This is a genomic window from Burkholderia sp. MBR-1, assembly GCF_013822785.1.
GTDB classification, from domain to species: Bacteria; Pseudomonadota; Gammaproteobacteria; order Burkholderiales; family Burkholderiaceae; genus Burkholderia; species Burkholderia vietnamiensis.
Map to the genome: position 1 here is coordinate 804559 of NZ_CP053610.1, position 24986 is coordinate 829544.

At 68.5% G+C, this 24986-nt stretch carries 21 protein-coding genes; 15 read left to right on the forward strand and 6 right to left on the reverse strand.

Translation table 11 applies throughout. The features are described from left to right. Window positions 1-65 precede the first annotated feature (65 nt). The 3 genes from MBR110_RS18400 (at window position 66) to MBR110_RS18410 (ending at window position 4172) form a co-directional block, all read left to right on the forward strand. A complete protein-coding gene (locus tag MBR110_RS18400; protein WP_181709465.1) occupies window positions 66-2603 on the forward strand; it encodes a penicillin-binding protein 1A in 2538 nt (845 codons plus the stop codon). A 556-nt stretch (window positions 2604-3159) separates the two neighbouring features. Further along, window positions 3160-3489, forward strand: a complete 330-nt coding sequence (locus MBR110_RS18405; RefSeq protein WP_011882177.1) for a DUF4148 domain-containing protein — start codon at window positions 3160-3162, stop codon at window positions 3487-3489. Window positions 3490-3767: 278 nt separating this feature from the next. Then, the gene (locus MBR110_RS18410) at window positions 3768-4172 is read left to right on the forward strand and encodes a lysozyme inhibitor LprI family protein (protein WP_059454243.1); all 405 of its coding nucleotides are present in this window, start codon (window positions 3768-3770) and stop codon (window positions 4170-4172) included. 8 nt (window positions 4173-4180) lie between these two features. On the opposite strand, the gene MBR110_RS18415 is transcribed toward MBR110_RS18410, so the two are convergent. Then, complete coding sequence (locus tag MBR110_RS18415) at window positions 4181-4828, reverse strand: response regulator (RefSeq protein WP_011882179.1); 648 nt, start codon at window positions 4826-4828, stop codon at window positions 4181-4183. Next, on the reverse strand, window positions 4825-6918 hold the full coding sequence (locus MBR110_RS18420) for a PAS domain-containing sensor histidine kinase (RefSeq protein WP_046426567.1): 2094 nt from the start codon (window positions 6916-6918) through the stop codon (window positions 4825-4827). The genes MBR110_RS18415 and MBR110_RS18420 overlap by 4 nt, the downstream gene beginning before the upstream one ends. Before the next feature lie 307 nt (window positions 6919-7225). Here MBR110_RS18420 and MBR110_RS18425 point away from each other — a divergent pair, with 307 nt between their 5' ends. The 5 genes from MBR110_RS18425 to MBR110_RS18445 all read left to right on the forward strand — a co-directional run bounded on the left by MBR110_RS18425 (window position 7226) and on the right by MBR110_RS18445 (window position 12726). Then, window positions 7226-7690, forward strand: a complete 465-nt coding sequence (locus tag MBR110_RS18425) for a universal stress protein (protein ID WP_011882181.1) — start codon at window positions 7226-7228, stop codon at window positions 7688-7690. Window positions 7691-8029: 339 nt separating this feature from the next. Continuing rightward, the gene (locus tag MBR110_RS18430) at window positions 8030-8536 is read left to right on the forward strand and encodes a cupin domain-containing protein (protein ID WP_014724916.1); all 507 of its coding nucleotides are present in this window, start codon (window positions 8030-8032) and stop codon (window positions 8534-8536) included. A gap of 151 nt (window positions 8537-8687) precedes the next feature. After that, on the forward strand, window positions 8688-9719 hold the full coding sequence (locus MBR110_RS18435) for a DedA family protein/thiosulfate sulfurtransferase GlpE (protein WP_014724915.1): 1032 nt from the start codon (window positions 8688-8690) through the stop codon (window positions 9717-9719). Window positions 9720-10559: 840 nt separating this feature from the next. Then, a complete protein-coding gene (locus tag MBR110_RS18440) occupies window positions 10560-11435 on the forward strand; it encodes a hypothetical protein (RefSeq protein ID WP_011882185.1) in 876 nt (291 codons plus the stop codon). A 355-nt stretch (window positions 11436-11790) separates the two neighbouring features. Then, complete coding sequence (locus MBR110_RS18445) at window positions 11791-12726, forward strand: universal stress protein (protein WP_011882186.1); 936 nt, start codon at window positions 11791-11793, stop codon at window positions 12724-12726. 464 nt (window positions 12727-13190) lie between these two features. On the opposite strand, the gene MBR110_RS18450 is transcribed toward MBR110_RS18445, so the two are convergent. Next, the gene (locus tag MBR110_RS18450; RefSeq protein WP_011882187.1) at window positions 13191-13601 is read right to left on the reverse strand and encodes a hypothetical protein; all 411 of its coding nucleotides are present in this window, start codon (window positions 13599-13601) and stop codon (window positions 13191-13193) included. 612 nt (window positions 13602-14213) lie between these two features. Here MBR110_RS18450 and MBR110_RS18455 point away from each other — a divergent pair. Both MBR110_RS18455 and MBR110_RS18460 read left to right on the forward strand, forming a co-directional pair. Then, the gene (locus MBR110_RS18455; protein ID WP_011882189.1) at window positions 14214-14468 is read left to right on the forward strand and encodes a DUF3562 domain-containing protein; all 255 of its coding nucleotides are present in this window, start codon (window positions 14214-14216) and stop codon (window positions 14466-14468) included. Window positions 14469-14640: 172 nt separating this feature from the next. Next, entirely contained in the window at window positions 14641-16440 is a 1800-nt protein-coding gene (locus MBR110_RS18460) for a methyl-accepting chemotaxis protein (protein ID WP_014724910.1), read from the forward strand. A 43-nt stretch (window positions 16441-16483) separates the two neighbouring features. Here MBR110_RS18460 and MBR110_RS18465 read toward each other — a convergent pair whose 3' ends face one another. Then, window positions 16484-17458 (reverse strand): sigma-54 interaction domain-containing protein, encoded by a 975-nt coding sequence (locus MBR110_RS18465; RefSeq protein WP_011882191.1) that lies wholly within the window; start codon window positions 17456-17458, stop codon window positions 16484-16486. Between the two features lie 413 nt (window positions 17459-17871). Here MBR110_RS18465 and MBR110_RS18470 point away from each other — a divergent pair, with 413 nt between their 5' ends. The 3 genes from MBR110_RS18470 (at window position 17872) to MBR110_RS18480 (ending at window position 21210) form a co-directional block, all read left to right on the forward strand. Beyond that, on the forward strand, window positions 17872-19860 hold the full coding sequence (locus MBR110_RS18470) for a hybrid sensor histidine kinase/response regulator (RefSeq protein ID WP_034193533.1): 1989 nt from the start codon (window positions 17872-17874) through the stop codon (window positions 19858-19860). Between the two features lie 36 nt (window positions 19861-19896). Beyond that, window positions 19897-20313, forward strand: a complete 417-nt coding sequence (locus MBR110_RS18475; RefSeq protein ID WP_034193559.1) for a BON domain-containing protein — start codon at window positions 19897-19899, stop codon at window positions 20311-20313. 255 nt (window positions 20314-20568) lie between these two features. Continuing rightward, window positions 20569-21210, forward strand: a complete 642-nt coding sequence (locus MBR110_RS18480) for a DUF4142 domain-containing protein (protein ID WP_059621696.1) — start codon at window positions 20569-20571, stop codon at window positions 21208-21210. Between the two features lie 15 nt (window positions 21211-21225). On the opposite strand, the gene MBR110_RS18485 is transcribed toward MBR110_RS18480, so the two are convergent. Together MBR110_RS18485 and MBR110_RS18490 are read right to left on the reverse strand one after the other, a co-directional pair. Next, window positions 21226-21732, reverse strand: a complete 507-nt coding sequence (locus MBR110_RS18485) for a PRC-barrel domain-containing protein (protein WP_034193534.1) — start codon at window positions 21730-21732, stop codon at window positions 21226-21228. Window positions 21733-21779: 47 nt separating this feature from the next. After that, window positions 21780-22211, reverse strand: a complete 432-nt coding sequence (locus MBR110_RS18490; protein WP_059461054.1) for a CBS domain-containing protein — start codon at window positions 22209-22211, stop codon at window positions 21780-21782. A gap of 1302 nt (window positions 22212-23513) precedes the next feature. Between MBR110_RS18490 and MBR110_RS18495 the strand changes: the two genes are divergently transcribed. Beyond that, on the forward strand, window positions 23514-23825 hold the full coding sequence (locus MBR110_RS18495) for a hypothetical protein (protein WP_060093049.1): 312 nt from the start codon (window positions 23514-23516) through the stop codon (window positions 23823-23825). A 221-nt stretch (window positions 23826-24046) separates the two neighbouring features. After that, entirely contained in the window at window positions 24047-24925 is an 879-nt protein-coding gene (locus tag MBR110_RS18500; RefSeq protein ID WP_045578020.1) for a MipA/OmpV family protein, read from the forward strand. Window positions 24926-24986 lie beyond the last annotated feature (61 nt).

Below are 24986 nucleotides of genomic sequence, written 5' to 3' on the forward strand. Positions count from 1 at the left end.
GCGCCCGACTTTTGGTACGATGCAGCCTTTCCAGCAGATCCCCCACCCGCGTGAATCGCCGAAACGTGTCGTCAGTGCGTGAGCTCCTTGCCAAATGGGCCGCGCGCGCCCAACCCGTCGCGGCCGCTGCCGCCGTGCCCGTCAAGCGCGTACTGGCCAGCGCCTGGCGCCATCTCCGCCATCCGACGCGACGCGGCGCGTTGCGCGCCGCCGCCGCCGTGCCCGTGCTGTTCCTGCTCTACGTGCTCGCGCTGATACCGTTTACGCCGGGCATCGGCGACATCCGCAAGGCGCGCGTCGATCAGCCCGCGCAGGTGCTGTCCGCCGACGGCAAGGTGCTCGCGGAATTCAAGCCGTCGAACCGCGAATGGGTGTCGCTCAAGCAGATCTCGCCGCACATGGTCGACGCGCTGATCGCGACCGAGGACCATCGCTTCTACGAGCACCACGGCCTCGACTGGAAGCGCACCGCGTCGGCGGCGCTCCATACGTTCTCGGGCGATCGCCAGGGCGGCTCGACGATCACGCAGCAGCTCGCGCGCAACCTCTATCCGGACGAGATCGGCCGCGCGCCGACGCTCACGCGCAAGGTAAAGGAAGCGATCACCGCGCTGAAGATCGAGGCCGTGTACAGCAAGGAGCAGATCCTCGAGACCTACCTGAACACGGTGCCGTTCCTGTACAACGCGTACGGCGTCGAGATGGCCGCGCGCACCTATTTCGACAAGTCGGCCGACGAGCTCGACGTGCTCGACGCCGCGACGCTGGTCGGGATGCTCAAGGGCAACAGCTACTACAACCCGGTGCTCAATCCGGAGCGCGCGCTGCAGCGGCGCAACACGGTGCTCGCGCAGATGGTGAAGTACGGCAAGCTGTCGGCGGCGCAGTTCGCGCAGTTGCAGCGGCGGCCGTTGCGCATCGACTTCGAGCGTCAGAAGGAGCCGCCGGGGCCGGCGCCGCACTTCGCGCAGCAGCTGCGCAAATGGCTGATCGGCTGGGCCGACCGCAACGATTACAACATCTATTCGGATGGGCTGATCGTGCGCACGACGATCGATTCACGGCTTCAGCAGATCGCGACGCAGGCGCTGACGCAGCAGGCGAACCAGCTGCAGGGCATCGCGAACAATGCGTGGAGCGGCAGCGACGGTTGCGGCACGGACAACGAGGTGTTTCGCACCTTCATGCGCGAGTCGCCCGAATACAAGGCGGCGCAGGACGCCGGCAAGAACGACGCGGCCGCGATGAAGCAGCTCGCGGCCGACCGCGGCTTCATGCGCGCGCTGTGCAAGGCCAAGACCGACGTGCAGGCCGGGTTCGTCGCCATCGATCCGCGCGACGGGCAGATTCGCGCGTGGGTCGGCAGCCGCGATTTCACGAGCGAGCCGTTCGATCACGTCGCGCAGGCGCGGCGTCAGCCCGGCTCGACGTTCAAGCCGTTCGTATATGGCGCCGCGTTCGCGAGCGGGATGACGCCCGACGACACCTTCATCGACCAGCCGGTCGAGATTCCGCTGAAGGGCGGCGAGATCTGGCGGCCCAACGACGATGTGCCACCGTCGGGCAAGCCGATGACGTTGCGCGATGCGCTCGCGCTGTCGCGCAACCGGATCACCGCCCAGGTGATGGAGAAGGTCGGCCCGGCGGCCGTCGCGCGGCTCGCACGCGACATGGGCGTGCGCGAAAGCCCGCTCGAGCGCGTGCCGTCGCTTGCGCTCGGCACGAGCCCGGTGACGCTGAAAGAGATGGTCGCGTCGTACGCGACGATTGCGAACGGCGGGCTCTACACCGAGCCGCAGATGGTGACGCGCATCGAAAACCGGCAGGGCGACGTGCTGGCCGAATACGCGCCGGCGCCGCCCGAACGCGCGCTTGACGGCGAAACCGACAAGACGCTGCTCGACGTGATGCGCGACGTCGTCACGCGCGGCACCGGCAGCAGCATCCGCACGCGTTTCGGCGTGCGCGGCGACGTCGCCGGCAAGACCGGCACCACGCAGGACAACGCGGACGGCTGGTTCATCCTGATGCAGCCGGGACTGGTGGCCGGCGCCTGGGTCGGCTTCGACGACGGTCGCGTGACGCTGCGCAGCGACTATTGGGGGCAGGGCGCGCACAGCGCGCTGCCGATCGTCGGCGAGTTCTTCCAGCGGGCGCAGCGCGCGCGGATCGTCGATGCGAAGCTGAAATTCGATACCGAGCCGTCGCCGGGGTGGTTCGCGTCGGTGCGGGAGCGCGTGACCGACCTGTTCGACGGCTGGTTCGGACCCGAGCCGAAGAAGGCGCCGACGCGCATCAGGACGCAGCGTATCGAGCGGCAATCCGACGCCGACGCCGATGCGGCCGCGGCTTCGGCGGCCTCTGCAGCATCGGCGCCGGAGGCTGCGTCCGGCGGCATCGTCGAGCAATGGATTCCGGCATCCGAGGTGGCCGCATCGGCGGCTGCGATGTCGGGCGGCGCGTCGCAAGCACCGGTCTTGCCGCCGCCGGCAGCCGGCAGCGCGGGGAACGCGGGCGGCGCCGGGCCGGGTGCGGCATCGGGCGTCGCGCCTGGGCCGGCGCCGGCGCCTGCGTCGCCGGAGAGCGCCAGCAGTTCGCAATGAGCTTGCGATCGGCTGTCGCGCCTGGGGCGATGCCTGGGTCGGTATCACCGGCAATCCGCAGTAACCGGACGTTCGGTTTTCGCGCGATGCTGCCGTAATCACGTTGTCGCGACATTTCGCGCGGCCACGCCGCGCCTTTCCGGTGCGGCCCCATCACTGATCACGTCGCGCTCGCGCGCGACGAGGTGCCGCTTCGTTTCGATATATGCGGATGCAGACGACGCTGCGTGATCCCGCGCAGCAGCAGTCCTGTTCGATCGCTTCCGGTCCGTGCGCCAGCGCGATGACGAAGCGCCCGTCGCAACCGAGCACGGCGCCATGTCGGCAGCAACGCGCACGAGGTCTGACGAACGCGCTTACCGACCGCGATTGCGCGCGAATGTGTGGGTAATCATCTGAAGATTCCGCTGAAACGCCCGAGATTGTACAGATGCCGTCAACAGTGAATTTGCGATTTAAGTATTTACCCTGATAGTCGCGCCTCCTAGACTTCCACTCATGCGCAACGACTACCGAGTCCGAAGCGCCCGACAAAACAATCTGGAGGTAACGCATCATGAAATCGCTGATCCAAGCAGTTGCATTGGCCGCGCTGGTCGCCGCACCGGTCGTGTCGTTCGCTCAATCGAACCAGCAGCCGCTGACGCGTGCGCAAGTGCGTGCGGAACTGGTCCAGCTCGAAAAGGCCGGCTACAACCCGAACGACTGGATGAACTATCCGGACAACATCCAGGCTGCGCAGGCGAAGATCGCCGCTGCTCGCGACACCGGCGCACAGGCTGACGTCAGTGGTTACGGTGCCAACCCGGTCGCGACGTCGCAGTCCGGCCGTCGCGCAGTCGTGCCGGTCGCGACCGATCGCTCGTCGGTCTACTTCGGCCACTGAGCCGTTCGTCGTCACGCGGCCGCCGGCCGCCGCGCCGGCTGCATCGACAAACCCGCACTCGCCCTGAGTGCGGGTTTTTTCATTTGCACGGCCGCGGCGTGCGCTGACAACCGGTCGCGCGTGCGCTAGGATCGCGGTCGGTATCGACGCGGCGGTCGGCGGCGCAACGCGCTTGTCGCCGGCCGATTCGCGACGCCGCGCGCCGAGGCGCGGCGGGCACCAGCAACACGCCCGGCACCACGTTCCACGACTTCAACGAAAAACAAACAGGAGCATCCATGCGTGTCCCGACCGGTCTGCTGTGCGCGCTCGCGCTGACGGCGAACCTTGCCCATGCCCAGACGAACTGCGCCGATGCGGCGGATCAGGCCGCGATGACGGCGTGTGCCGATCGCGCGTACAAGAAATCCGACGCGGAACTGAACCGCACGTATCAGGCCGTCACGGCGCGCCTGCGCGACGCCCGGCCGCTCGCTGACAAGCTCGTGAGCGCACAACGCGCGTGGATCGCCTACCGCGACGCCGAGTGCAGCTTCTCGAGTGCGAACGCCGAAGGCGGCAGCGTGTACCCGATGGTCGTGTCGACCTGCCTCGACGATCTGACGAAGACGCGCACCGAAACGCTGAAGGGCTATCTGTCCTGCGAGGAAGGCGATCTCGCGTGCCCGGTGCCGGCGCGCTGAAAGCGGCTCTAGACGTCGTCCGCTTCGTCGAGCAGCTTGTGCCGCATCGCGTAGCGGACCAGCGCCGCCTCGTGCGGCATCTGCATCTTTTCGAGGATCCGCGTCTTGTAGGTGCTGACCGTCTTCGCGCTCACGCATAGCGACTGTGCGATCTCGGTCAGCGTCTGGCCGGCCGCGATCCGGCGGAACACGTCGAACTCGCGATCCGACAGCCGCTGATGCGGCAGCGTCTCGGCCGGCTCGTTCAGGCTCTGCGCGAACTGCTCGGCCATCGTGAGGCTGACGTAGACGCCGCCCGTCGCGACCTTGGTCACCGCGCCGACCAGCTCGGCGCTCGCGCTTTCCTTGGTCAGATAGCCCGACGCTCCCGCACGAAACGCGCGCACCGCGTATTGCTGCTCCGCGTGCATCGTCAGCACGAGCACGCGCAGCGCGGGTTTTTCGTCCTTGATCTGCTTGATCAGCTCGACGCCGTTGCGGCCCGGCATCGACAGGTCGAGCACCAGAACCTGCGCGGGCGTCGAACGGACCAGCGCAATCGTCGACGGGCCGTCGCACGCTTCGCCGGCCACTTCGAATCCGGTGGCGTTCTGCAGAATGTGCCGCAGACCGTCGCGCACGAGCGTATGGTCGTCGGCGATGAGCACCTTGATCATGTGAGGGTGTTTTCCTGTTGAACAGCGCCGAGCGGGAACGCGACCGTGATCGAGAAGCCGCGCGCGAGCGCGGTGTCGATCGTCACGCTGCCGCCGAGCATGTGCGCGCGTTCGCGAATGCCGATCAGCCCGAACGATTTGTCGTGCGCGGGGCCGCCCGGCGCCGCGCCGCGGCCGTTGTCCGCAACGCGCAGCACGCAAAAGCCTTCTTCGATGTCGAGCCGCAGCGCCACGCGTGTCGCATCCGCATGGCGCGCGACGTTCGTCAGCGCTTCCTGCACGATCCGGAACAGCGTGGTCGCGCCCGTGCTCGTGAACGCGATGCCGCCCGTTTCGATGGTGCGCTCGACGTCGATCCCGTAGCGGTTGGTGAAATCGTTCGCGAGCCACTCGATCGCCGGCACGAGGCCGAGGTCGTCGAGCATCACGGGACGCAGGTCGGCGGCGATGCGCCGAACCGACGCGACGGTCGCGTCGATCAGCCGGCGCATCCCGTGCAGGTGCGACAGCACGCCGTCGTCGGGCTGCGTGTGGCCCTGCGCGCGCAACTGCTGCTCGACGACCGACAGATCCATCTTCAATGCGGTGAGCTGCTGGCCGAGGTCGTCGTGCAGTTCGCGCGCGATGCGCGTCTTTTCTTCTTCGCGCACGTTCTGCAGGTTCGCCGACAGTTCGCGCAGCTCCTCGCGCGATTGCTTCACCGCGTTCTCCGCGCGCAGCCGCTCGGTGATGTCGCGCAGCATCACCGTATAGAGCTTGCCCGATGCGTCGCGGATCTGCGAGATCGACGCCTCGATCGGGAATTCCTCGCCGTTGCCGCGCAGCCCGAACAGCACGCGCTGACGACCCATCTGCCGTTCCGAGACGCCCGTCACGCCGAACTGGTCGACGTGCTTCGCATGCGCGGCGCGGAACCGCTCGGGGATGAAGCGCGACAGCGGCGCGCCGATCGCCTCCATTGCCGACACGCCGAATACCTGCTCGGCCATCGGGTTGAAGATCACGATCGTCTGCTTCTCGTCGATCGTGATGATCGCTTCCATCGACGAACGGATGATGCCCATCATCCGCGCCTCGTTCAGGATGCCGCGGCTGTTCGCGCCGGCATCCGCGCCGCCCGCGCGGCCGCGCAGCAGCGCATGGACCAGCGCCGCGAACGCGATCGACGCGATCAGCCCGGCTGTGAGCACGATGCCCGCCGCGCGCTGCGCGCCGGTCGCGCTCGGACGGCCGTCCGCGGAATAGGCCAGCGTGAGCAGCGTGCCGCCGAAATTCAGCTGGTCGGTGCGCTGCATCAGGTCGGGGGACGCCATGGCCTCGTCGGTCGTCGTTTCCGCGCTCGCGATCGGATGCGGATTGTCGCCCGCGCTGATGCGCAGATCGAGCCCGCGCTCCGCGTCGAGCGCGCGCTCGACCAGCCGATTCGGGTTCAGTTCGGCGAACAGCACGCCGTCGGCGTCGGCTGGCGTGGCGGCCGTCCGGGACGCGGCCGCGGCGCGCAGAAACAAGGTGAGGGTGCGCGCATCGCGGGACGTATCGCTGTCGGCGGGATGAATGCCGAGCGCGACGTCGCCGTTGCGCAGCGCGCGGGCGAGCGGCGCCTGATCGAACGAGCCGAAATGCACGTCGGGCGCGTTGGACGCCGGGGCGCTGAGTGCGGCGACCGCGAGCGGACCGTCCGGCATCGGCGCATGGCCGGCGAGGGCGCCGAGTGCTGCCGGCGACAGCGGCGCGTAGCCGATCAGCCGGACCGGCGAGCGGCCGCTGTCGAGATCGAGCGTGTCGACGTACCGGCGCCATTGCTCGGGCGTCATCTGCGGCGCGAGCGCGAACGCGCCACGCGCGCCTTCGAGCACGGCGACGCTTGATTGCAACTCGTGACGCAGCATCGCGCTCACGTGCGAGGTGCGACGCTCGAAGCGTGTATGGACGGCGCCTTGCCACTGCTCGCGAACGAGCAGCGCGACGCCGAGCGACAGCGCCGCGCCGGCGAAGAGTGCAACGACACCGGCCGCGAGCGGCTGGCGTAAAAAGCTTGGCGAACGCGTCGGGCCTCGGGCGTCACGCGGCGGGGTTCCACTGGCGGTCATTCGATAGCCATTCAGATGTCGGGGTTGCCCGTGGCACGGGGCAATGCGGCAAATCCGGAAAAAACTCGCACCGGCCGCGGACGGCGTCTATTTTGAAGGTGAAATTGTGCGCGTTTTGCACGTATTTTGTAATAGGGGCCAGCCAAAAAACCGACGCGAGGCGTCGCGACGGGCGTCGCGGCGGCGTTTGACGCGGGTCAAGCGGAGGCTCGGGCCCACACGGCAGACTGTTCGGCAGGCGAGCCGGCATCGGGCCGGCCCGCGATGACGGGCGCGCTACGCGCGTGCCTGCTCGGAGGAAAAAACCATGTACAAACGGATTTTCGTCGGGCTCGACGGCAGCCCGAGCGCGCGTCTCGCGCTGAACGAGGCGATCCGGATCGCGGCGGCATCGGGCGGCAACGTGACGTGTGCGTACGTCGTCGAACATCGGCCGCAACTCGTCGACGTCGATGCGGGCTTCGCGGCCGAACACGACGGCGATGCGGCGGCGGCCGACGCGGCGACGCAGGTGCTCGACGACGCGAAAGCGGTACTCGCGCAGCATCGCGTGCCGGGCACCGTGCGCGCGCTCGACGCGTACGGCGACGACATCGCCGCGGTGCTGATGCGCACGGCGGCCGAAGCCGACGCCGATCTGATCGTGATGGGCACGAGCGGGCGGCATGGCCTGCGCCGGCTGTTGCTCGGCAGTGTCGCGGAATCGCTGCTGCGGGCGGCCGATCGTCCGGTGCTGCTGGTGCGGCAGCAGAGCGCCGCTCCGGGCGCCTGACGCGGCGATGCGGGCCGCGCAGGGTCGCTCGTGGAGGGCGGGCGAGCGTGTGCTGCGTTGCACGAGCGGCCCCGTGAGGCGCTGCGGTGGGCGGCGGACCGACGGCATGCTCGTCCGCGGGCCGCCTGCGCTCGTTGCCGATCAGCGGCGTTGGCGCAGCGGTTGCGTGTCCGCGGGAATTTCTGGCAGGATCGGCACGGGTTCGCCCGGGCTTCGTCGGCAGGCGGCGTCCCGCGCGCTCGCGTCGCCGTTTGCATGGCGGCGGCAGGTGGCGCGGCGGTGGCCCATTGCCATCCTGCGTTGCCAGCCCGATTCCATCCTTCATCGACTTCATCCACCATGCCGATCAGCGCCGCCGACTTGATTCGCCAGTTCAATCTGCAACCGCATCCCGAGGGCGGCTATTTCCGCGAAACCTACCGCGCCGCCGATGCGGTCACGCGTGCCCCCGACGGCGCGCCGCGCGCGGCGTCGACGGCGATCTACTACCTGCTGTGCGATGGTGCGTATTCATCGTGGCACCGGATCCGTTCGGACGAGGTCTGGCATTTCTACGCAGGCGACCCGCTCGAGGTGTGGGTGCTTGACGAGCACGACGGGCTGACGATACACCGGCTCGGCAACCCGCTCACGCATCCGGGCACCGTGTTCCAGGCCGTCGTGCCGGCCGGGCGCTGGTTCGGTGCGCGGTGCGCCGCGCCGGAGCACGTCGCGCTGGTCGGCTGCACGGTCGCGCCGGGGTTCGAGTTCTCCGAGTTCGAGCTGGCGGACGCGACCGCGCTGGCCGCCGCGTTCCCGCAGTACGCGGAACACGTCGCGGCGCTCGCGCAGCGCCGCGACGCCTGACGGCGCCCGGTACGTTCCCGGCGGCGCTCGGCAAACCCGTTTAGAATGCTCGGTGGTGCAGGATCGGCCGCGGACGTGCCGCGGCGATCGCTGCCTGCCGTATCGACGGCCGCCCCGTCGCACGGTCCGCATGTCTTCCAGGAGCGCCGCCGTGTGGCACTTTCCCGTTGCGATTCCCTCGTCACTCGGCCCGTGGGCCGTGTTTGCGAGCGTACTGATCACGCAGCTCGGCGTGCCGGTTCCGGCCGTGCCGATGCTCATCCTCGGCGGCACCATGGCGGCGATGGGGCAGGCGTCGTGGGCGAGCATGTTCGCGGCGGCGATCGGTGCAACGATGCTCGCCGATTCGCTGTGGTTCTTCATGGGCCGCACGCGCGGCCGGCGCCTGCTGAACGGGCTCGTGCGTTTCTCGCTGTCGCTCGACACGACGCTGCGGTTCGCGCGTAACGTATTCGAACGCTACGGCGCGCCGCTGCTCGTGCTGTCGAAGTTCCTGCCGGGCCTCGGGCTGGTTTCGGCGCCGCTGCTCGGCACGACGGCGATCGGCATCGGCGTGTTTCTGTTCTGGGATCTTGCCGGCGCGTCGTTGTGGGCCGCGTTCTGGCTCATCGGCGGTGCAGCGGTACACGACCAGATCGTCCAGTTCGTGCTGTGGGTGCGCGCGAGCGGCGGCACGATCCTCGATGCGTTTCTCGCGATCTTCATCACGTTCCTGCTGTACCGCTGGGTGCGGCGCGTGCAGTTCCGCCGCTACCTCGCGCAGGTGCGCATCTCGCCGCCGCAACTCGTCGAGATGATGACGTCGAACGAGCCGCCGCTGATCTTCGACGCGCGCCCGCGCGCGATTCGCGAGCGCGAGCCGTACCGGATCGCCGGCGCGGTGCCGGTCGATCTCGATTCGCCGGATCTGCTCGATCCGGAATTGCTGAAGCGGCCGATCGTCGTCTATTGCGTGTGCCCGAACGAGGCGACCGCGAAGCGGCTGATCGCGAAGATGCAGCGCAAGAAGATGATCCACAACGTCCGCGCGCTGAAGGGTGGCCTCGATGCGTGGGAAAAGCACGGCTATCCGGTCGAACCGCTACCGGCGGATGCGGATGCGTCGCGGTATTTCGTGCAGCCGGACCACCATGGCGCCGCGCTCGCCGGCGAATACACGGTGCGGGCGACGTTGTCGAAGTGAGGCGGCGGCGCTCGCTTCGTCTTTCGTCGCACGTATGTCGGTGACTTCGGGCGCGATTCTTCATATTCGGATTGCGTTTTACCCGGCAAGCAAGAACGTCGATTATTTCTTATCAGAAGTATTTCCCGGCAAGTCGCAGCGACAAACGTTGATCGCCGAAGCTGTTTGATCATCTCTGACACTGTGGTTTGCCTGCTTTCTGTTACGCTCACGCACCGTGAATAACACCATATCAATTGCGGATGCGCTGGGCCGATGAAACATTGCGACGCACGCGGAAAAACCATCAACGAAACACGATGGCGAACTCCCGAATCTGCGTAATCCCGAGACAATTCCAGAATGATCGATTCAAATCGGCACGCGCCCAGATACGGGAATCCCGCCTGGCGTCGCAACAGCGCATCGGCCGGGCGCGCATTGACAGATCGCCACTATTTCGGCGACTTGCGATTCGAGCACTCGCTCGTCCACCGCACCGTGTAGCCGCGCCTGGAGCACACGGTGACCGATCGGCCGCCCGCCGTAGCCCGATGTACCGCTACGCAGCCGGTGCGATCGATGCGAACCTCCCGGCACCGTTGATGATCGCTACACCGGCTCGTTCGCTACGCAGCGATCACGCGCGGTCGGTTTATCGGCGGCACGCGATACGAAATCGATAATGCGATCACCGAAGGCCGCCACCCGGACCGGTTTCGACCGCGTAACGATACGGCGGTGGTGCGACGTTTCAGCGGACTAAACGAAGCACAAATACCAGTCGATCAATGCGGCAGTCCGCAACCCATCTTTACCAAAAAAGTCCCGACAACTACGGGAATACATGAGGCCAATACCATGAAAACATCCATTCGTTTGCCGGCCCTGTTGGCAACTGCACTCGTCTCGGCGGCACTGTCTGCGTGTGGCGGCGACGGCGTGAATCCGATGAGCGCCGGCGTTGCCGGTGCGGCGTCGTCTCCGGCGCCCGTAGCGCCGCAACCTGTGCCACCAGCTGCCCAGGCGGCGTGTCGGCCGGCCGGCAAGTTTACGTACACGGGTTCCGCGTCGCAAATCGCGGCGAATAACGGGCAGTTCGCCGTCGTGACCGTGCCCACGCTGCCGCCCGCATATGCGAACAACCGCAACTTCACCGCGCCGAATGCGCCGGCGTCGAGTCTGGTTCAGCAGGCAAGCGGCGCGTTCACCACGCTCGCGTCGTCCGCTGCGGCGACCGACTGTCTCGGTCTCGATCACGGCGCCGTGACCGAGATCCAGAGCAGCGGCACCGACGTTGCGATCGGCCGGTGGAACCAGGCGATGGACACCGACGGCAACACCTATACCAGCACGCAAGGCGTTCATTACGCCGTCGGTACGCCGCTGGCGTTGACGGCGACGAGCGGTACGCTCGCCTGCACGCAACTGCTCGCGGATACGGTCGCGAGCGACAACGGCGGCGCGTCCGGCACGCTCGGCGCGACTACGGCTACGCTGGATCTCGGCGCACGCACGCTCGACAACCTGCGCCTGTCGCTCAACGTCGCAAACACCGCGTACACGCTGACGTACGCACAAGCACCGTTGAACGGGACGTCGAAAACGGGGCAGCTGTCGATTCAGTCGGTCGTCGTCGGCCACGATGCGACGCAGCCGCTGGTCGCCGTCGGCTACGCGGGCTCGGTGCCGAATGCCGGCGGTATCGGCGGCGTGGTCGTGCTGGCGTGCAAGTGAAGTGACGGGCGCTGCGCGCCGATAGTGCGGATTCCGGCCGCGCTCGCGATCGGCCCGGTGAGGGGCGTGCCGCTCGGCATCGCGTATGCGATGTTCTACGCGAACCGCGCGAGCGCATCCGCGCCGACGAAGCCGTAAGCGGACCGGTGCGCACCGGCGACGGCCCGCGGCCGCATTGATCACGATCATGCGTGCGCGGGCCGGACGTCATATGCTGTCGAAATCGCTTGTCCGCGCTTCGCGTGCGCAGCCGTCGATTCGTGCGACCGCGCCGGCGGTCCGGCCGACGTGCACCGCCGCCGCGCGAAGCATCCGTCGTCGCTCCCGACGACGTGCCCGCGAGGAGACCGCCGCCATGCCATCCACCCCATCCATTCCGACGCTCGCCAGAATCGCATTGGCCGTCGATCCGACGCCCGAGGCGCTGTCGGCCGCCCGCTACACGCGCACGCTGCTGCGTCCCGGCATGCAGTTGCGCATCATCTGCGCGATCGACAATCCGCGCCTCGTGCTGCCCGACATCCCGCGCGTCGACGCGCTGCTGACATCGGCGCGCGAAGAGATGACGCGTGAAGCGCAGGCGACGCTCGCGCGCATTGCCGCGTTGTTCGAAGACAGCGGCGTGGCCGTCGAGCAGGCGATCGTCGATACGTCGGTCACCGGCGGTACGGTGGCCGATGCGCTCGCGAGCGACACGTCGGCATGGCAGGCCGATGTGCTCGTGGTCGGCGCGAACCCGCACCACGGCCTGCTGAGGCTGTTCGAAGGCGCGGTGTCCGATACGCTCACGGCGCGCGCGCAGTGCGCGCTGCTGATCGTGCCGGCCGGCTATGCGCGGCCGTCGGACGGGCCGCTGCAGCGGCTGATGTTCGCGGTCGACGGCAGCGAGCCGTCGCTGCACGCGGTACGCGTCGGGCTCGGCTTCGCGGCGCCGACGACGTTGCTGTACGCAGCCTATGTCGTCGACCGCGCGATTCGTCTGACGGACATCGTGCCGGTGCGCGCGCTCGAGGACGCGTATCGCGCGGAAGGCGAGGACGCACTCGCGCGGGTCGGCCCGCTGTTGCATGCCGCGGGAAATCCGACCAAGCGCGGCATCGTCGAAACGCGCCCGACCAGCGACGACGTCGCGCACGCGCTGATGCGGGATGCCGTGCACTGGCGCGCGGAGCTGCTCGTCGTCGGTACGCATGGCCGCCGCGGCATCGCGGCGTGGCTGATCGGCAGCGTCGCGCGGCGCATTGCTCATGTCGCGCAGGTGCCGGTGTTGCTGGTGCGAGGCGCGGCGTAAAGGATTGGCCGCGCCGCGTGCAAGGGCGATGCTTTCGTCGACCTGCGGTAGAAACGACGCGTGCTTTCTGTAAGATATTCGGAATAGTTGCGCACGCGGCGTGCGTCGTGTCGTGCGCTCGTCACGCCGCGATTCGACGCGTCGGATGCGGCGCGCACGATCCGGCGAGCATCTGGGGCCGGTTCGATTCGTCCGCTTTCCGGGGTGCGGCCATGCAGCGCGTAGCGCGCGATCCCGTCAGGGACTCTCTGGCACGAGGGTAGGCAGCCTGCGGCTGCCTTGGATAACGGACGGGGTGGAGTTCACCCCGTCCGCTTTCCTGGCCGCGTGCCAACGGCTTTTCTCGCAGGTATGGTCTGGTTCGATGTCGCGGTGTGCAACGGCGGATGATGGTGCGACGTGGAGCGATGCATCTGCGGCCGCGGCTCGGTCATGCGACGCCGCCGACGTCGGCGCTCAGTCGCTCATGCGGCACGTAGCGTTCGCTGATCGCGCGCGCGGCGCGTACGCCGGCATGCACGCATGCACCGATGCATCGCATGCAGGTGCGCACGCGAGCCCGGCCGGCGATCGCGCAGATGCGGCCAGCCGGGGCGCGGCTTGCGGCGCGGCATCGTGACGATCGGCGCGGGCGCGGCGGTCCGCACGCACAGCGCCGCCGCAAAGCGCTGCAACGCGCGCACCGAACCGGCAATGCTCTGGTACTTTTCGCGGCCGATCTGCGCATCGAGCGTGACGAGCAAGCCCGCTTCACGGGCGAGCGCGAGCAGCGCGTCGAGATCCTCGTACGGACGATTCCCGGCCGACCCCGCGGGGCCGGGCAGCGCGCGCGGGCGCCGCAGTGCGTCGCGGGCCCGGATCGTGCGATATGTCATGGTTGGTCTCCTGCGCCGGACCCCGCGTGCCGGCTCGATGGCCGGCTGCGCGATGAACGGTATGAACGCTTGGTTCATGACGTCAGTATCTTCCGCCTGCACGACGTTGCCAATCGGTGCGTGCTGAAGTCGCTGTAGGCCGATGCGCGCCGGCTATCGGAATCCACTGACAAGTGCGGCCGATGCACGGCCGCGATACCGCTCGAACCTGCATCCCGCGGCCGTGACGGGCACGCGTCGTGCGGCCTCGTCGTGCGGCCTGTCTTGCCCCTTCGAACTGACGAATGGCGGTCTGCACGCGTTGCTTGACGCGGCATTTCGGCCCGTCTAACTTGCTCTATGTATCGCTGTCATCGCGACGGTTCGTCGTCGGCGCGATCGCACGATATCTCGTCCTCGGGGGGACGTGGTCATGCTTCCGGTTGCTCGCGGCCAGTTGAGCCGCGAATCTGCGCGCGTATCGATCCTTCGAACGGTCGACGCGGCGGCACGCAAGGTGCCGTTGATCGCGCGCAAACCCGCATCGGTGCATCGCACGCCGGGCGCGCGTCCAGTCGTTAATCTTCAGGTAGTGCCCTTGATCTTCGTTCCTCGACCCGCCAGGAGCCGTCGATGTCACCCGACAATTTGCTTGATTCGCTGAAGGCCGCCGCCGCGCAGCGCGCGATCGACGCCGACCAGCTGCGCACGATGCTCGACGACGAAGTGCGCGCGCTGTCCTCCGATGCGCGCGTGCACGACTATATCCACGTGTTCGCGATCCGCCATCTGCGCGAACGCATGCGCAGGCAGGACGAACTCGAGCGCGACGCGTCGTCCGGCACGCGACGCAACGAGTCGGACAGGAGCAGCAGCCGGCATCCGTGACGCCGATGCGCCGCCGGATGCCGGCGGCCCGCTCGCGCATGGGCGAGCGCTCGCGCGATTCGCCACACGTTTGCGAATCATCACGACAACCTCAAGTAAACCGCGCAATTGCCGTATACCAGGTGAACTGGTCCACTGCGCGTTCGCGCTTCCTTACTGAGTCGTTGCTGCCATGCTCTCGTCCATCCGCACCCGCATTCTTGCCGCGTGCGTCGCAATCGTCGTATTTGCACTCGTCGCCACCACGCTCATCAACTACTTCATCGCGCGCTCGTACAACGACGATGCGATCGATCGCAACCTGACCTCCGTCGCGAGCGGCCACGTGGTCGGCATCGGCGACTGGGTCGCGACCAAAAGCCGGATGATCGCGTCGCTGCAGGATGCGGCGCTGTCGCCCGATCCGCTGCCGGTGTTCAAGCAGATGGCCGCAGCCGGCGGCTTCACTAACGTGTACGCCGGCTATGCGGACAAGGTGTACCACTTCGCCGACCCGACCGGCATTCCGTCCGACTACGATCCGACCGTGCGGCCGTGGTACAAGCAGGCCGCGCAGGCCGGCAAGCCCGTCGTCACGCCGCCTTACGTCGACGCGGGCACCGGCAAGCTGGTGGTCTCGTTCGCGGTGCCGATCCTGCGTGACGGCGTGCTGAAGGGCGTCGTCGGCGCCGACGTCGGCATGGACAGCGTGATCGCCAACGTGAAGTCGATCCACCCGACGCCCGCGAGCTTCGGGATGCTGGTCGACAGCAGCGGCCACGTCGTCGCGCATCCGGACACGAAGCTCACGCTGAAGCCGGTCGCCGACGTGTCGTCCGAACTCGGCGGCATGAGCGCCGCGTCGATCGCGACCGCCACCGCGCCGGTCGAAGTGCACGTCGGCGACGACGCGAAGCTGGTGCGCGCGCAGGCGGTGCCCGGCACCGACTGGTATGCGCTCGTGCTGCTCGACAAAGCGGAAGCGACGGCCGGCATGCGATCGCTGCTGACCGCGTCGTTGATTACGCTGGTGGTGATCGTCGGCATCGCGTCGGTGATCATCGGTGCGATCACGACGACCGCGTTTCGCCGGCTCTCGCAGGTCCGTCAGGCAATGGCCTCGATCGGTTCCGGCACCGGCGACCTGACGCAGCGCCTGCCGGCCGAAGGCCGCGACGAGGTGTCCGACATCGCGCGCTCGTTCAACAGCTTCGTCGACAAGCTCAACGACGTGATGCGACAGATCCGCGACGCGAGCGAATCGGTGCGCACGGCCGCGAACGAAATCGCCGCGGGCAATCAGGACCTGTCGTCGCGCACCGAATCCGCCGCGGCGAGCCTCGAGGAAACCGCCGCGTCGATGGAGGAAATCACCGCGACGGTCGGCCAGTCGGCGGCTGCGGCCACGCAGGCGGACGAACGCGCGGCATCGGCGTCGCGGATCGCGTCGCACGGCGGCGTCGTGGTGTCGGACGTCGTCGCGACGATGGGCAAGATCGAGGAAGCGTCGGGGCGGATCGGCGACATCATCGGCGTGATCGACGGCATCGCGTTCCAGACCAACATCCTCGCGTTGAACGCGGCCGTCGAAGCCGCGCGTGCGGGCGAGCAGGGACGCGGCTTCGCCGTGGTCGCGCAGGAAGTGCGCAGCCTCGCGCAACGCAGCGCGCAGGCCGCGCGTGAAGTGAAGGTGCTGGTCGAATCGACGGTCGCGAGCGTGTCGGCCGGGTCGGGACAGGTGCGGCAGGCCGGCGACACGATGCGCGAGATCGTCGCGAACGTCGCCAACGTGACGACCATCATCTCGGAGATCACCCATGCGGCCAACGAGCAGACGCGCGGGATCCAGGAAGTGAACCGCGCGGTCACGCAGCTCGACGAAATGGTCCAGCAGAACGCGGCGCTCGTCGAGCAGTCGACCGCGGCCGCCACCGCGCTGCAGACGCAGGCGAACGCGCTCGCCACGACGGTCGGGCAGTTCAAGATCGCCTGACCTTCCTCCGGTACGCGGTGCGGCCCGCCGCGCGCGGCCGCGCTCACGCGTGGCCGTCGTCGCGCATCAGCGCCAGCCGGTTGTAGAGCGTTTTCAGGCTGATGCCGAGCGCCTTCGCGGCGCGCGGCTTGTTGCCGTCGAAGTGATGCAGCGTGGCGGCGATGAAGCGCTGCTGCGCATGGTGCAGCGTCGCACCGATCGGCAGCGCGATGCGGTCGTTCGACGTGTGCTCGGGCGGCATCGCCAGCTTCGGCAGCGCGAGATCGATCCCGTCGTCCGCGAGGATGTACGCGCGCTCGATCATGTTATGCAGTTCGCGCACGTTGCCGGGCCACGAATACGCGCGCAGCGCCGCGATCGCCGCATCGGTCAGCTGCTTGTGCGCGCGGTTGCGTGCGTTCAGCGCCGCGACGAATTCATGCGCGATCGCCTCGGCGTCGCCGCTGCGCTGCCGCAGCGGCGGCACATACAGCGCGAAGGCGGCGAGGCGGTAGAACAGATCCTCGCGCAAGCGGCCGGTGCGCACGGCTTCCGCCGGATTGTGACGCGTCGACGACAGCACGCGCACGTTCAGTGCGATCGGCTCGCTGCCGCCGACCCGCATGATCGTGTTCGACTCGAGCGCGCGCAGCAGCTTCACCTGCAGCGCCGCAGGCATTTCCGCAATTTCGTCGAGCAGCAACGTGCCGCCGCACGCCGCTTCGAAGAAGCCCTCGCGCCTCGCGACCGCGCCGGTGAAACTCCCTTTCTCGTGGCCGAACAACTGCGCGTCGGCGATGTCGGCCGGAATGGCGCCGCAGTTGACCGGCACGAACGGTCCGTCCCGGTGCGCGCTGAGCGCGTGCAGACACCGCGCGACGATATCCTTGCCGACCCCGCTTTCGCCCGCGATCATCACGCTGGCGCCGGTCGGGGCGATCCGCTCGATGCGGTCCTGCAATACGCGTACGGCAGTCGAGCCGCCGGACAGCCGCGATGCATCGCCGCGTTGCTTTGGATGGACATTGAATTCAACCATGACTGTCAGAGCGCGCGCCGTTTTGAAAATCGGCGTCGCGCATTCCGTCGGCTGCAATATCTACATCGACAACGGAATGGCCGTCGCAGTGCCGCGATATAGAAAATTTCAATGTGCGGCGTGTGGCCTCTAGAAATATCCGATCGCATTACGGCGATCGGGATCGTTGCTTTTTTACAGTCGACGAATGCAAATTCGTCAGACATTTGTAGGGCCGGAGGCCTGCGCGCACCGCGGCGGGCCATCCGACATGCGCCGCTGCGACATGCGGGGCGTCCGCGGCCTACGCCCGAGATCCCGCGCAGGTACGCTGGTTGCTGCGCCGTCGAGGCTCGCCCGGCATGCTTTGCGGCTAGTCCTCCGCCGGGGCGGCAGCCGCGAAATGACGGTCGCCGGCGCGATGCAAGGTAAAGATGAGGACCTTAACCCGTGAGCTCTTTCGGCAGGGCGCGTGGGTGCTGCTTGCTGTCGGGGTGGCGTCCGCGCTGCAGGCGTGGGCGATTCGCGTCGTCGGCGTGCATGAGCCCTTCGCACCGCTGCCGTTCTATGCCGGCGTCGCGGCCGCCGCCTGGCTGACTTCGCTGGCCGGCGGGCTCGCTGCGACCGCCGTCAGTCTCGCCGTGATCGGCGCGCTGTGGTGGCGCCCGGCGGCGCCTTCCGAATTGCTGGCCCAGGCCGTCGCGTTCGTCGCGATCAGTTTCGTCGAGTGCGCACTGGTCGTGGCCGTCAAGCCGCTGTTTGCGAACGACCGCTTGCGCGGCGCCGACAGCGACGACGAAGCGCCCAGCCCGACGCGTCGCGAGCCCGCAGCCGCGTCGCTCGAGCATGCGCCTTCCGACGACTTGGCGTTGTTGCACAGCGTGGTCGACGCGTCGCCCGACGCCATCGTCGGCGTCGACGCGGGACGGCGGATCGTCAGCTGGAACCGGGCCGCGCGTCGGATCTTTGGCGTCGATGCGACGGCGGCAATCGGTCGCGACGTCACGACGTTGATCGCACCGCGCTGGCTCCGGCTGCAGCCGCTTCCGGCGTCGTTCGAGCACCCGCGCGCGGCCGTCGGCCCGTTCGACGTGCTGTGCGTGCGCGGCGACGGCGGCCGTTTCCGCGCGAGCTTCGCGGCCGCACCGATCGTCGATGCCGGCGGCAACTGCACGGGCCTGTCGATCACGCTGCGCGAGGCCGACCAACGGCGGCGCGACGAGCGCGGCCACCTGCGGGCGTTGCGCGGCGCACGCGTGCAGGCGGACCAGTCGAACCGGCTGAAGGACGAATTGCTGTCCACCGTATCGCACGAACTACGCACGCCGCTGAACGTGATCTACGGCTGGGTCGAGGTGTTGCGCAGCGTCGACGGTCAGGCATTCGCGCAGCAGGCGATCGATGCGATCGATCGCAGCGCGCGGTCGTTGTCGCGGATGGTCGGCGACCTGCTCGACGCATCGTCGCTCGCGACCGGGCGTACGCGGCTCGAGCGCGCGCCGGTCGATCTGGTGCGCATCGTGCGCGATGCGGTGCGCGAACTCGGCGGGAGCGCGGACGCGAACGGCATCGCGCTGTCGACCGACTGCGCATTGACGAACTGCGTCATTTCCGCGGACGGGGAGCGCTTGCGCCAGGTGCTGTCCAACTTGCTGTCGAACGCGATCAAGTTCACGCCGTCGGGCGGTCGCATCACCGTGTCGCTGGCCCGCGCTGGCGCGCGCGTGCGCATGGCGGTCACCGATACGGGCCACGGCATTTCCGCCGAGCGTTTGCCGCATCTGTTCGATACGTTCAACCGGCCGGAAGGCGCCGCGGCCTCGCCGAAACGCGGGTTGGGGCTCGGCCTGTCGATCGTGCGCAATATCGTGCGGCTGCACGGCGGCGACGTGGCGGCGAGCAGCCCTGGCGCCGGCCTCGGCACGACCGTGACGGTGACGTTGCCGGTGGACTGGGACGCCGACGATCCGGCCGCTGATCCGGCGCGCCCGGCCACGGCGTTGAAGGCGGTCGCGCTCGACGGCTACCGCGTGCTGGTCGTCGACGACGACGCCACGTCGCGCGCGAGTCTCGCGGCCGCGCTCGAAACGTTCGGCGCGCAGGTCGCACTGGCGCATTCTGGGCGCGACGCGCTGAACGCGCTGTCGCGCCAGCGGCCTGGCGTCGTGCTGTCCGATCTCGCCATGCCCGACGGCGACGGCTTCTGGCTGCTCGATCACATCCGTCATCTGCCGGGCGACGACGCACGCATGCCCGTGGTTGCCGTGACCGCGCATACCGGCGCGGAAGACCGCAAGCGCGTGATGGCGGCCGGCTTCGACGCGTATCTGCCCAAGCCGGTCGATATGCCGACGCTCGCGAGCGTGATCGTCGACGTGTCGTCCGAAGGTGACGGAGCGGCGGCCGGCCGGGGACAGCACTGAATTGCGGTGGCATGCGCCTATCCCGAGGAGCGGACGATGAAGCGATCGAACTACACGCAACGCGACGGCATCGGCGGCCGACCGGCGCATCGCATGCGGATGCGGATGCGGCCGGCCGCGCAGATCATCGGCGCGTGGCTGCTGTCCTGCGCGTGCGTCGCGACGCCGCGCGCGGCAGCGGCCGACGAAAGCGTGGGGCACAAGCTCGCGAGCGAAGCATCGGCGGTGGGCGGCCAGCTGCGCGATGCGACGCTCGCATCGCGTATCCGCGCGGCGCTCGTGGCCGAGCGCGGCCTCGCGTCCGACGACATCGATGTCCAGGTCCACGGCCGCGTGGCCGAGTTGACGGGCAGCGTGCCGGACGAGCCGCAGCATGCGGCGGCGATCCGCGTCGTGCGTGACGTCAGCGGCGTGAGCGGTGTGCAGGATCGGCTGAAGGTGGGCCGGAAGTAGCGCGACGCAGCGGGGTGGTCGAGTTGACGCAGCAGCGTTGCCACGACCTACAGCATGCGGCGGCGCTTCACGTCGTGCATGACGCGGAGGGACGTGCGTGAGAGACGCCGACGGCGCTCTGGAAGCAGCGTTCCGGACGAGCGCCGTGTGACGGGGCTGCAACCGTTCCGAGTTCGCGCTGCGCCGCCGCGACGCATACGCCCGCAGCCGTCGCGATTTTCGCGCGCCGATTGACCGACGAATACGGAGACGCCGATGAAGACGAGCACGAACCATCACGGCAACAGAGGCCACCGCAGGGCGTCCCCTCGCATCCCGCTGCTGCTGTCGATACCGACGGCGCTTGCACTGGCCGCCACCTCGGCGCTCCCGCAGCCGCCCCCGGCATCCTCGGTGCGCGTTGCCCCTGGCGTCGTGCGCCCGGGCGAGACGCCCGACGAGGCGGACATGACACGGCGGCCCACCGTTTTCGATGCGGAGTTCGTCGACAAGGCCGGCATCGTCGGCAAGACGGCGGTGCAGGCGAGCCAGCTCGCGCTCGAGCGCTCGTCGAATCCGCAATTGAAGGCGTTCGCGCGCAGAATCGTCGACGACTACGGCCGCATGACGGCCGAACTGCGCCGGCTCGGCGCACGTAAAGGCGTGCCCGTGCAGACGCGCATGCTGGTCGACCCGGCGCTCACTGCGCTGCGCACCGAAACGGGCGTGGCGTTCGACAAAGGCTATCTGTCGGTCGCCGGGCCGACGGCGCAGGAGGCGGCGGTGAAGCTCTACGAAGCCGAACGTCGCGACGGCCGCGACGCGCAGCTTCGCGCGTTCGCGGCCGATGCGCTACCCACGCTCAACGAACACCTTCGCGCGGCGCGCGAGCTTGCACGGTCCGTTGCGGCGCGTTAGGCCGCCGTCTCCATCTCATTGCCGCCCGGTCGTCGCGTCATTCTCCGGGCCGCCGGGCGACGCCTCGTAAGGCGGCGAATCGAGCGCGGTTTCGCCTTCCTCGATCAGCCAGTAGGGCGACGCGCCGTAGTACGCATGCAGCGCCTCGGCCCACGCCGGATCGGCCATCGCTGGCCAGCGATCCTTGTCGAAGCCCGGCGCCTCGCGCACGCGCTCGGTCGGCACCGGCAACACGAAGCAGCGACGCTCCGCATCGAGCGTCAGCACGTTCCACGGCAGCGCGAGCAGCTTGTCGCCGATGCCGAGAAAGCCGCCCGACGACACGACCGCATACGCGATCCGGCCGGCGCGCACATCGAGCATGATGTGCGTGACCTTGCCGATGTCGTCGCCGTCGATGGTCAGCACGTGATCGTCTTCCAGCGTGCCGGCGGCCATCACGTCCGGCCCCGGCCCGCCCGTCGAGCGGCCGTCATCGCCGACGATCCCTGCATGCGCGCGTGGCGCCCGGTCGGTTGTCATCGCTGTTCTCCTGGTCGAAACGATAGGGGGTGCCTGGGTAGCCGCCATCACCGCCGGCGCGGCAGCGACACGTCCTCGAGCGTGTTGGCCAGCTCGTCGCGCGCCGGGCCGCCGGCGCGCGTCGCGATGTCGCCGAGCGACACGATGCCGACCACGCGGCGCTGGCCGTCGAGGACCGGCATCCGGTGCAACTGCACGTCGGCCATGCGCTGCTGGACGTCGCCGACGCCGTCGTCCTCGATGCACCATTGCACCGGCGCCGACGCGACGGCCTTCACCGGCGTGTCGGGCAAATGGCCATGCGACAGCGCGCGTATGGCGAGGTCGCGGTCGGTCACGATCGCGACCAGTTCGCCGCCTTCGCATACGGGCAGCACGCCGATGTCGAAGCGCTGCATCAGTTCGGCCGCATGGCGGATCGTGTCGTTCGGCGCGACGCAGACGACGTCGCGCGACATGATCTCGTTGACGCGATACATGGACGCCTCCTTTTTCAGAGCAAGACGAGCGCGGAGCAGGATGCGTGCCGCGCGCGATTCGCTCGCGGCCGGCGAACGGGTCGCGCGGTGCGACAAATTTGCCAGCGCGCTTGTACATCTTCCACGGCTTCCGCCGCGGCCGGCTCGACGAGCAGTGCGTCAGTGTCCGACGCCCGTCATCACGACGATGGCGAACACCAGCGCGCTCTCGACGGCCGCGAGCGCCGCGACGCCGGCGGCGCCGCTGACCTCGTGCCATGCATGTTCCATGCGTTTCATCTGTCTGCTCCGGTCGGTCCGGCCCGGCGCAGCGTGGCCGCGCAGCCTGGGCCGGGTGCCGCCGTCAGCCGTGATCGCGGCGGCGGTGTCAGGACACCCGGCGCGCGTGGTTCGCGCGGAGCCGGAAGGGTGTCGCGGCGTCGATCGCGCTCGCGCCGCCGAGGGCGGGTTGGGCGCTGTCAGGGAGCCCTGCATCGATCGGTTCGTCGATATGGACTTCCCGGCACGGCCGTCGCAACACGCTGATGCGGCGACGGAAAGGAGCGGCGGCCGCTGACACGGCATCGCGGCCGCCAGCCCGAGTGATCGAGCCTCCGGGATCGAAGGGCGCAACGACCGTACCTGTATACGGCGCGCGGGATGTCGCTTGTCGCGACGTCACGCATGCGGACGCGGCAATACATCGCGATCCGCCAAGGGACAAAGAAAGGAAAACGCCGACGAATAAGCCGCTGCGAGGCGACGGTACGCGGTGATTTCTGCACGTGGCGCGAGCGTTTCGACGCAAGGAAGCTCGCCCCGCGCATCTATCGAGTTCAATGGAACGTACGAGCGCTGCGTGGGACGGCACCTTCTGCGCGAAGCCGCGCTGCGCGCGCTCATCGCTTGTCGCCGCGAACGCGCGCAGCGCACGGCCCACGTCGCAAGCCCTGCGCTCCGCAGCAACCCGCCGCAGCGGCTCACCAACCGATACCACCTCGCGCCGCCCGCATCGCCCGCCGCAAAAAACACGACCACCAAGGCCCAGCAGGCACGCTGTTTGCGCACGCTCGCCGCGCCAATCGACACGCGCGACCCGCCGCGCAGGAGCCACATGAACAGCCGATCCTTGCTGCACCGTCCGGAACCCACGCCCGACCTCGATCCCGATCCAGCGCTGCCGGAGCACGACGATCCGGTGGACCCGCCCGTGCCGGCCGGCCCGCCGCAAGGCGACCCGCCGTCGCGGCCGCCGCCGGTACGGATGCCGGGCGGGGGCGGCGCACCGCAGCCGGCCGCGCGCTCACTGAGAGGAGGACCATCATGGACATTCACGTGCAATCGCCGGACAAGCGCGCGATCGCCCAGGTGCTGGGCCGCTATTTCGAGTCGCGTTCGCTGCGCTATCACATCGAGGAACTGCCGGGCGGTGTGCTGCAGATCGGCTTTCGCGCAAGCGGCCGGCCGGCTGCCGTCACGGTGTCGTTCGACGAGTCGGCTTACTACACGTATACGCACTGGGACGCCAGCCAGAAGCAGCTCGCGCTCGGCCGGCTCGCCGACGGCTTCTCGCGCATGATGTCCAAGCGCAGCACGGCCGCGCTCGCCGGCGACTATCACGTCGAGCGTTTCTGATTCAGCCATTCAGCCCCGGCTTGCGCCGGATCCCGGCAAAGCGCCCCGGCTCAACGGGCGCTTTGCGACTTTGCGCGCGTCGCGTAGGATATTTGCTGTTAAGCGCACGCTACGTTCGCACGGCCCGCTGCCGGCGGCCTTGGCCGGCAGCGCGCGACGCGCTTTGATCAGAGTTCATCTTGATTCGAGTTCGATACGCATACCCGACGGAGATTGCCCCGATGACCGTTGCCCGCCCGTTGCTGTCACCCGGCATGCGCCGGCTGGTGTTCGGCCTGTCCGCCTTCACTGCGCTGACCGCGGTCGGCGCGCGCGACGCGGCGGCCCAGACGCCTTCGCCGCTCGGCGAATGGCAATATTCGGCGGGCGTTCCGCTGCGGAAGATCTTCAGCCCCACGATCCCGACGTGGCAGGTGAGCGTCGGCGCCGCGATGACGCTGCAGCCGCGCTATGAGGGCTCCGATCGCTATCGGGTGATGGGCGGCCCGAACGTCGACATCCGCTATCGCGACCTGTTCTTCCTGTCGACGGGCGAGGGGCTCGGCGCGAACGTGCTGCGCGGGCCGAACTGGCGCGTGAGCATGTCGGTCGGTTATGACCTCGGGCGCCGCTCGGCCGACGACCTCGGCCATCTGAACGGCCTCGACAACATCAACGCGGCGCCGGTGATGAAGCTGGCCGCCGACTACGTGATCTCGAAGGACTTCCCGCTCGTGCTGCGCGCCGACGTGCGGCGCAGCATCGGCGGCTCGAACGGCTGGGTCGGCGATTTCTCCGCGTACATGCCGATGCCGGGCAGCAACGAGCATTTCTTCTGGTTTGCCGGGCCCACCGTATCGTTCGCCGATTCGCGCTACATGAACAGCTGGTTCGGCGTGAACCAGGGCGCAGCCGCGCGTTCGGGGCTGCCGGCCTATTCGTCGGGCGCGGGGATGAAGTCGTTCGGCGCCGGCGTGACGATGGTCTGGTTCGTCAACAAGAACTGGTTCGTGACGATGGACGGCGCGATCGAGCAGCTGGTCGGGCGCGCAAGACGCAGCCCGATCACACAGCAGTCGACCAACGGCGTGTTCGACATGTCGGTCAACTACCAGTTCTGATTGCCTCGGCACGCCGCGGCGCGCAGATGACGCACCCGCGCGCGCCTGTGGCATCCGGCGT

Excerpts from the sequence above, each read along its gene's own strand:
- MBR110_RS18405 (WP_011882177.1), top strand. The coding sequence starts at position 3,160 with ATGAAATCGCTGATCCAAGCAGTTGCATTGGCCGCGCTGGTCGCCGCA.
- MBR110_RS18410 (WP_059454243.1), top strand. The coding sequence starts at position 3,768 with ATGCGTGTCCCGACCGGTCTGCTGTGCGCGCTCGCGCTGACGGCGAAC.
- MBR110_RS18415 (WP_011882179.1), bottom strand. The coding sequence starts at position 4,828 with ATGATCAAGGTGCTCATCGCCGACGACCATACGCTCGTGCGCGACGGT.
- MBR110_RS18420 (WP_046426567.1), bottom strand. The coding sequence starts at position 6,918 with ATGACCGCCAGTGGAACCCCGCCGCGTGACGCCCGAGGCCCGACGCGT.
- MBR110_RS18425 (WP_011882181.1), top strand. The coding sequence starts at position 7,226 with ATGTACAAACGGATTTTCGTCGGGCTCGACGGCAGCCCGAGCGCGCGT.
- MBR110_RS18430 (WP_014724916.1), top strand. The coding sequence starts at position 8,030 with ATGCCGATCAGCGCCGCCGACTTGATTCGCCAGTTCAATCTGCAACCG.
- MBR110_RS18440 (WP_011882185.1), top strand. The coding sequence starts at position 10,560 with ATGAAAACATCCATTCGTTTGCCGGCCCTGTTGGCAACTGCACTCGTC.
- MBR110_RS18445 (WP_011882186.1), top strand. The coding sequence starts at position 11,791 with ATGCCATCCACCCCATCCATTCCGACGCTCGCCAGAATCGCATTGGCC.
- MBR110_RS18450 (WP_011882187.1), bottom strand. The coding sequence starts at position 13,601 with ATGACATATCGCACGATCCGGGCCCGCGACGCACTGCGGCGCCCGCGC.
- MBR110_RS18455 (WP_011882189.1), top strand. The coding sequence starts at position 14,214 with ATGTCACCCGACAATTTGCTTGATTCGCTGAAGGCCGCCGCCGCGCAG.
- MBR110_RS18460 (WP_014724910.1), top strand. The coding sequence starts at position 14,641 with ATGCTCTCGTCCATCCGCACCCGCATTCTTGCCGCGTGCGTCGCAATC.
- MBR110_RS18465 (WP_011882191.1), bottom strand. The coding sequence starts at position 17,458 with ATGGTTGAATTCAATGTCCATCCAAAGCAACGCGGCGATGCATCGCGG.
- MBR110_RS18470 (WP_034193533.1), top strand. The coding sequence starts at position 17,872 with ATGAGGACCTTAACCCGTGAGCTCTTTCGGCAGGGCGCGTGGGTGCTG.
- MBR110_RS18475 (WP_034193559.1), top strand. The coding sequence starts at position 19,897 with ATGAAGCGATCGAACTACACGCAACGCGACGGCATCGGCGGCCGACCG.
- MBR110_RS18480 (WP_059621696.1), top strand. The coding sequence starts at position 20,569 with ATGAAGACGAGCACGAACCATCACGGCAACAGAGGCCACCGCAGGGCG.
- MBR110_RS18485 (WP_034193534.1), bottom strand. The coding sequence starts at position 21,732 with ATGACAACCGACCGGGCGCCACGCGCGCATGCAGGGATCGTCGGCGAT.
- MBR110_RS18490 (WP_059461054.1), bottom strand. The coding sequence starts at position 22,211 with ATGTATCGCGTCAACGAGATCATGTCGCGCGACGTCGTCTGCGTCGCG.
- MBR110_RS18495 (WP_060093049.1), top strand. The coding sequence starts at position 23,514 with ATGGACATTCACGTGCAATCGCCGGACAAGCGCGCGATCGCCCAGGTG.
- MBR110_RS18500 (WP_045578020.1), top strand. The coding sequence starts at position 24,047 with ATGACCGTTGCCCGCCCGTTGCTGTCACCCGGCATGCGCCGGCTGGTG.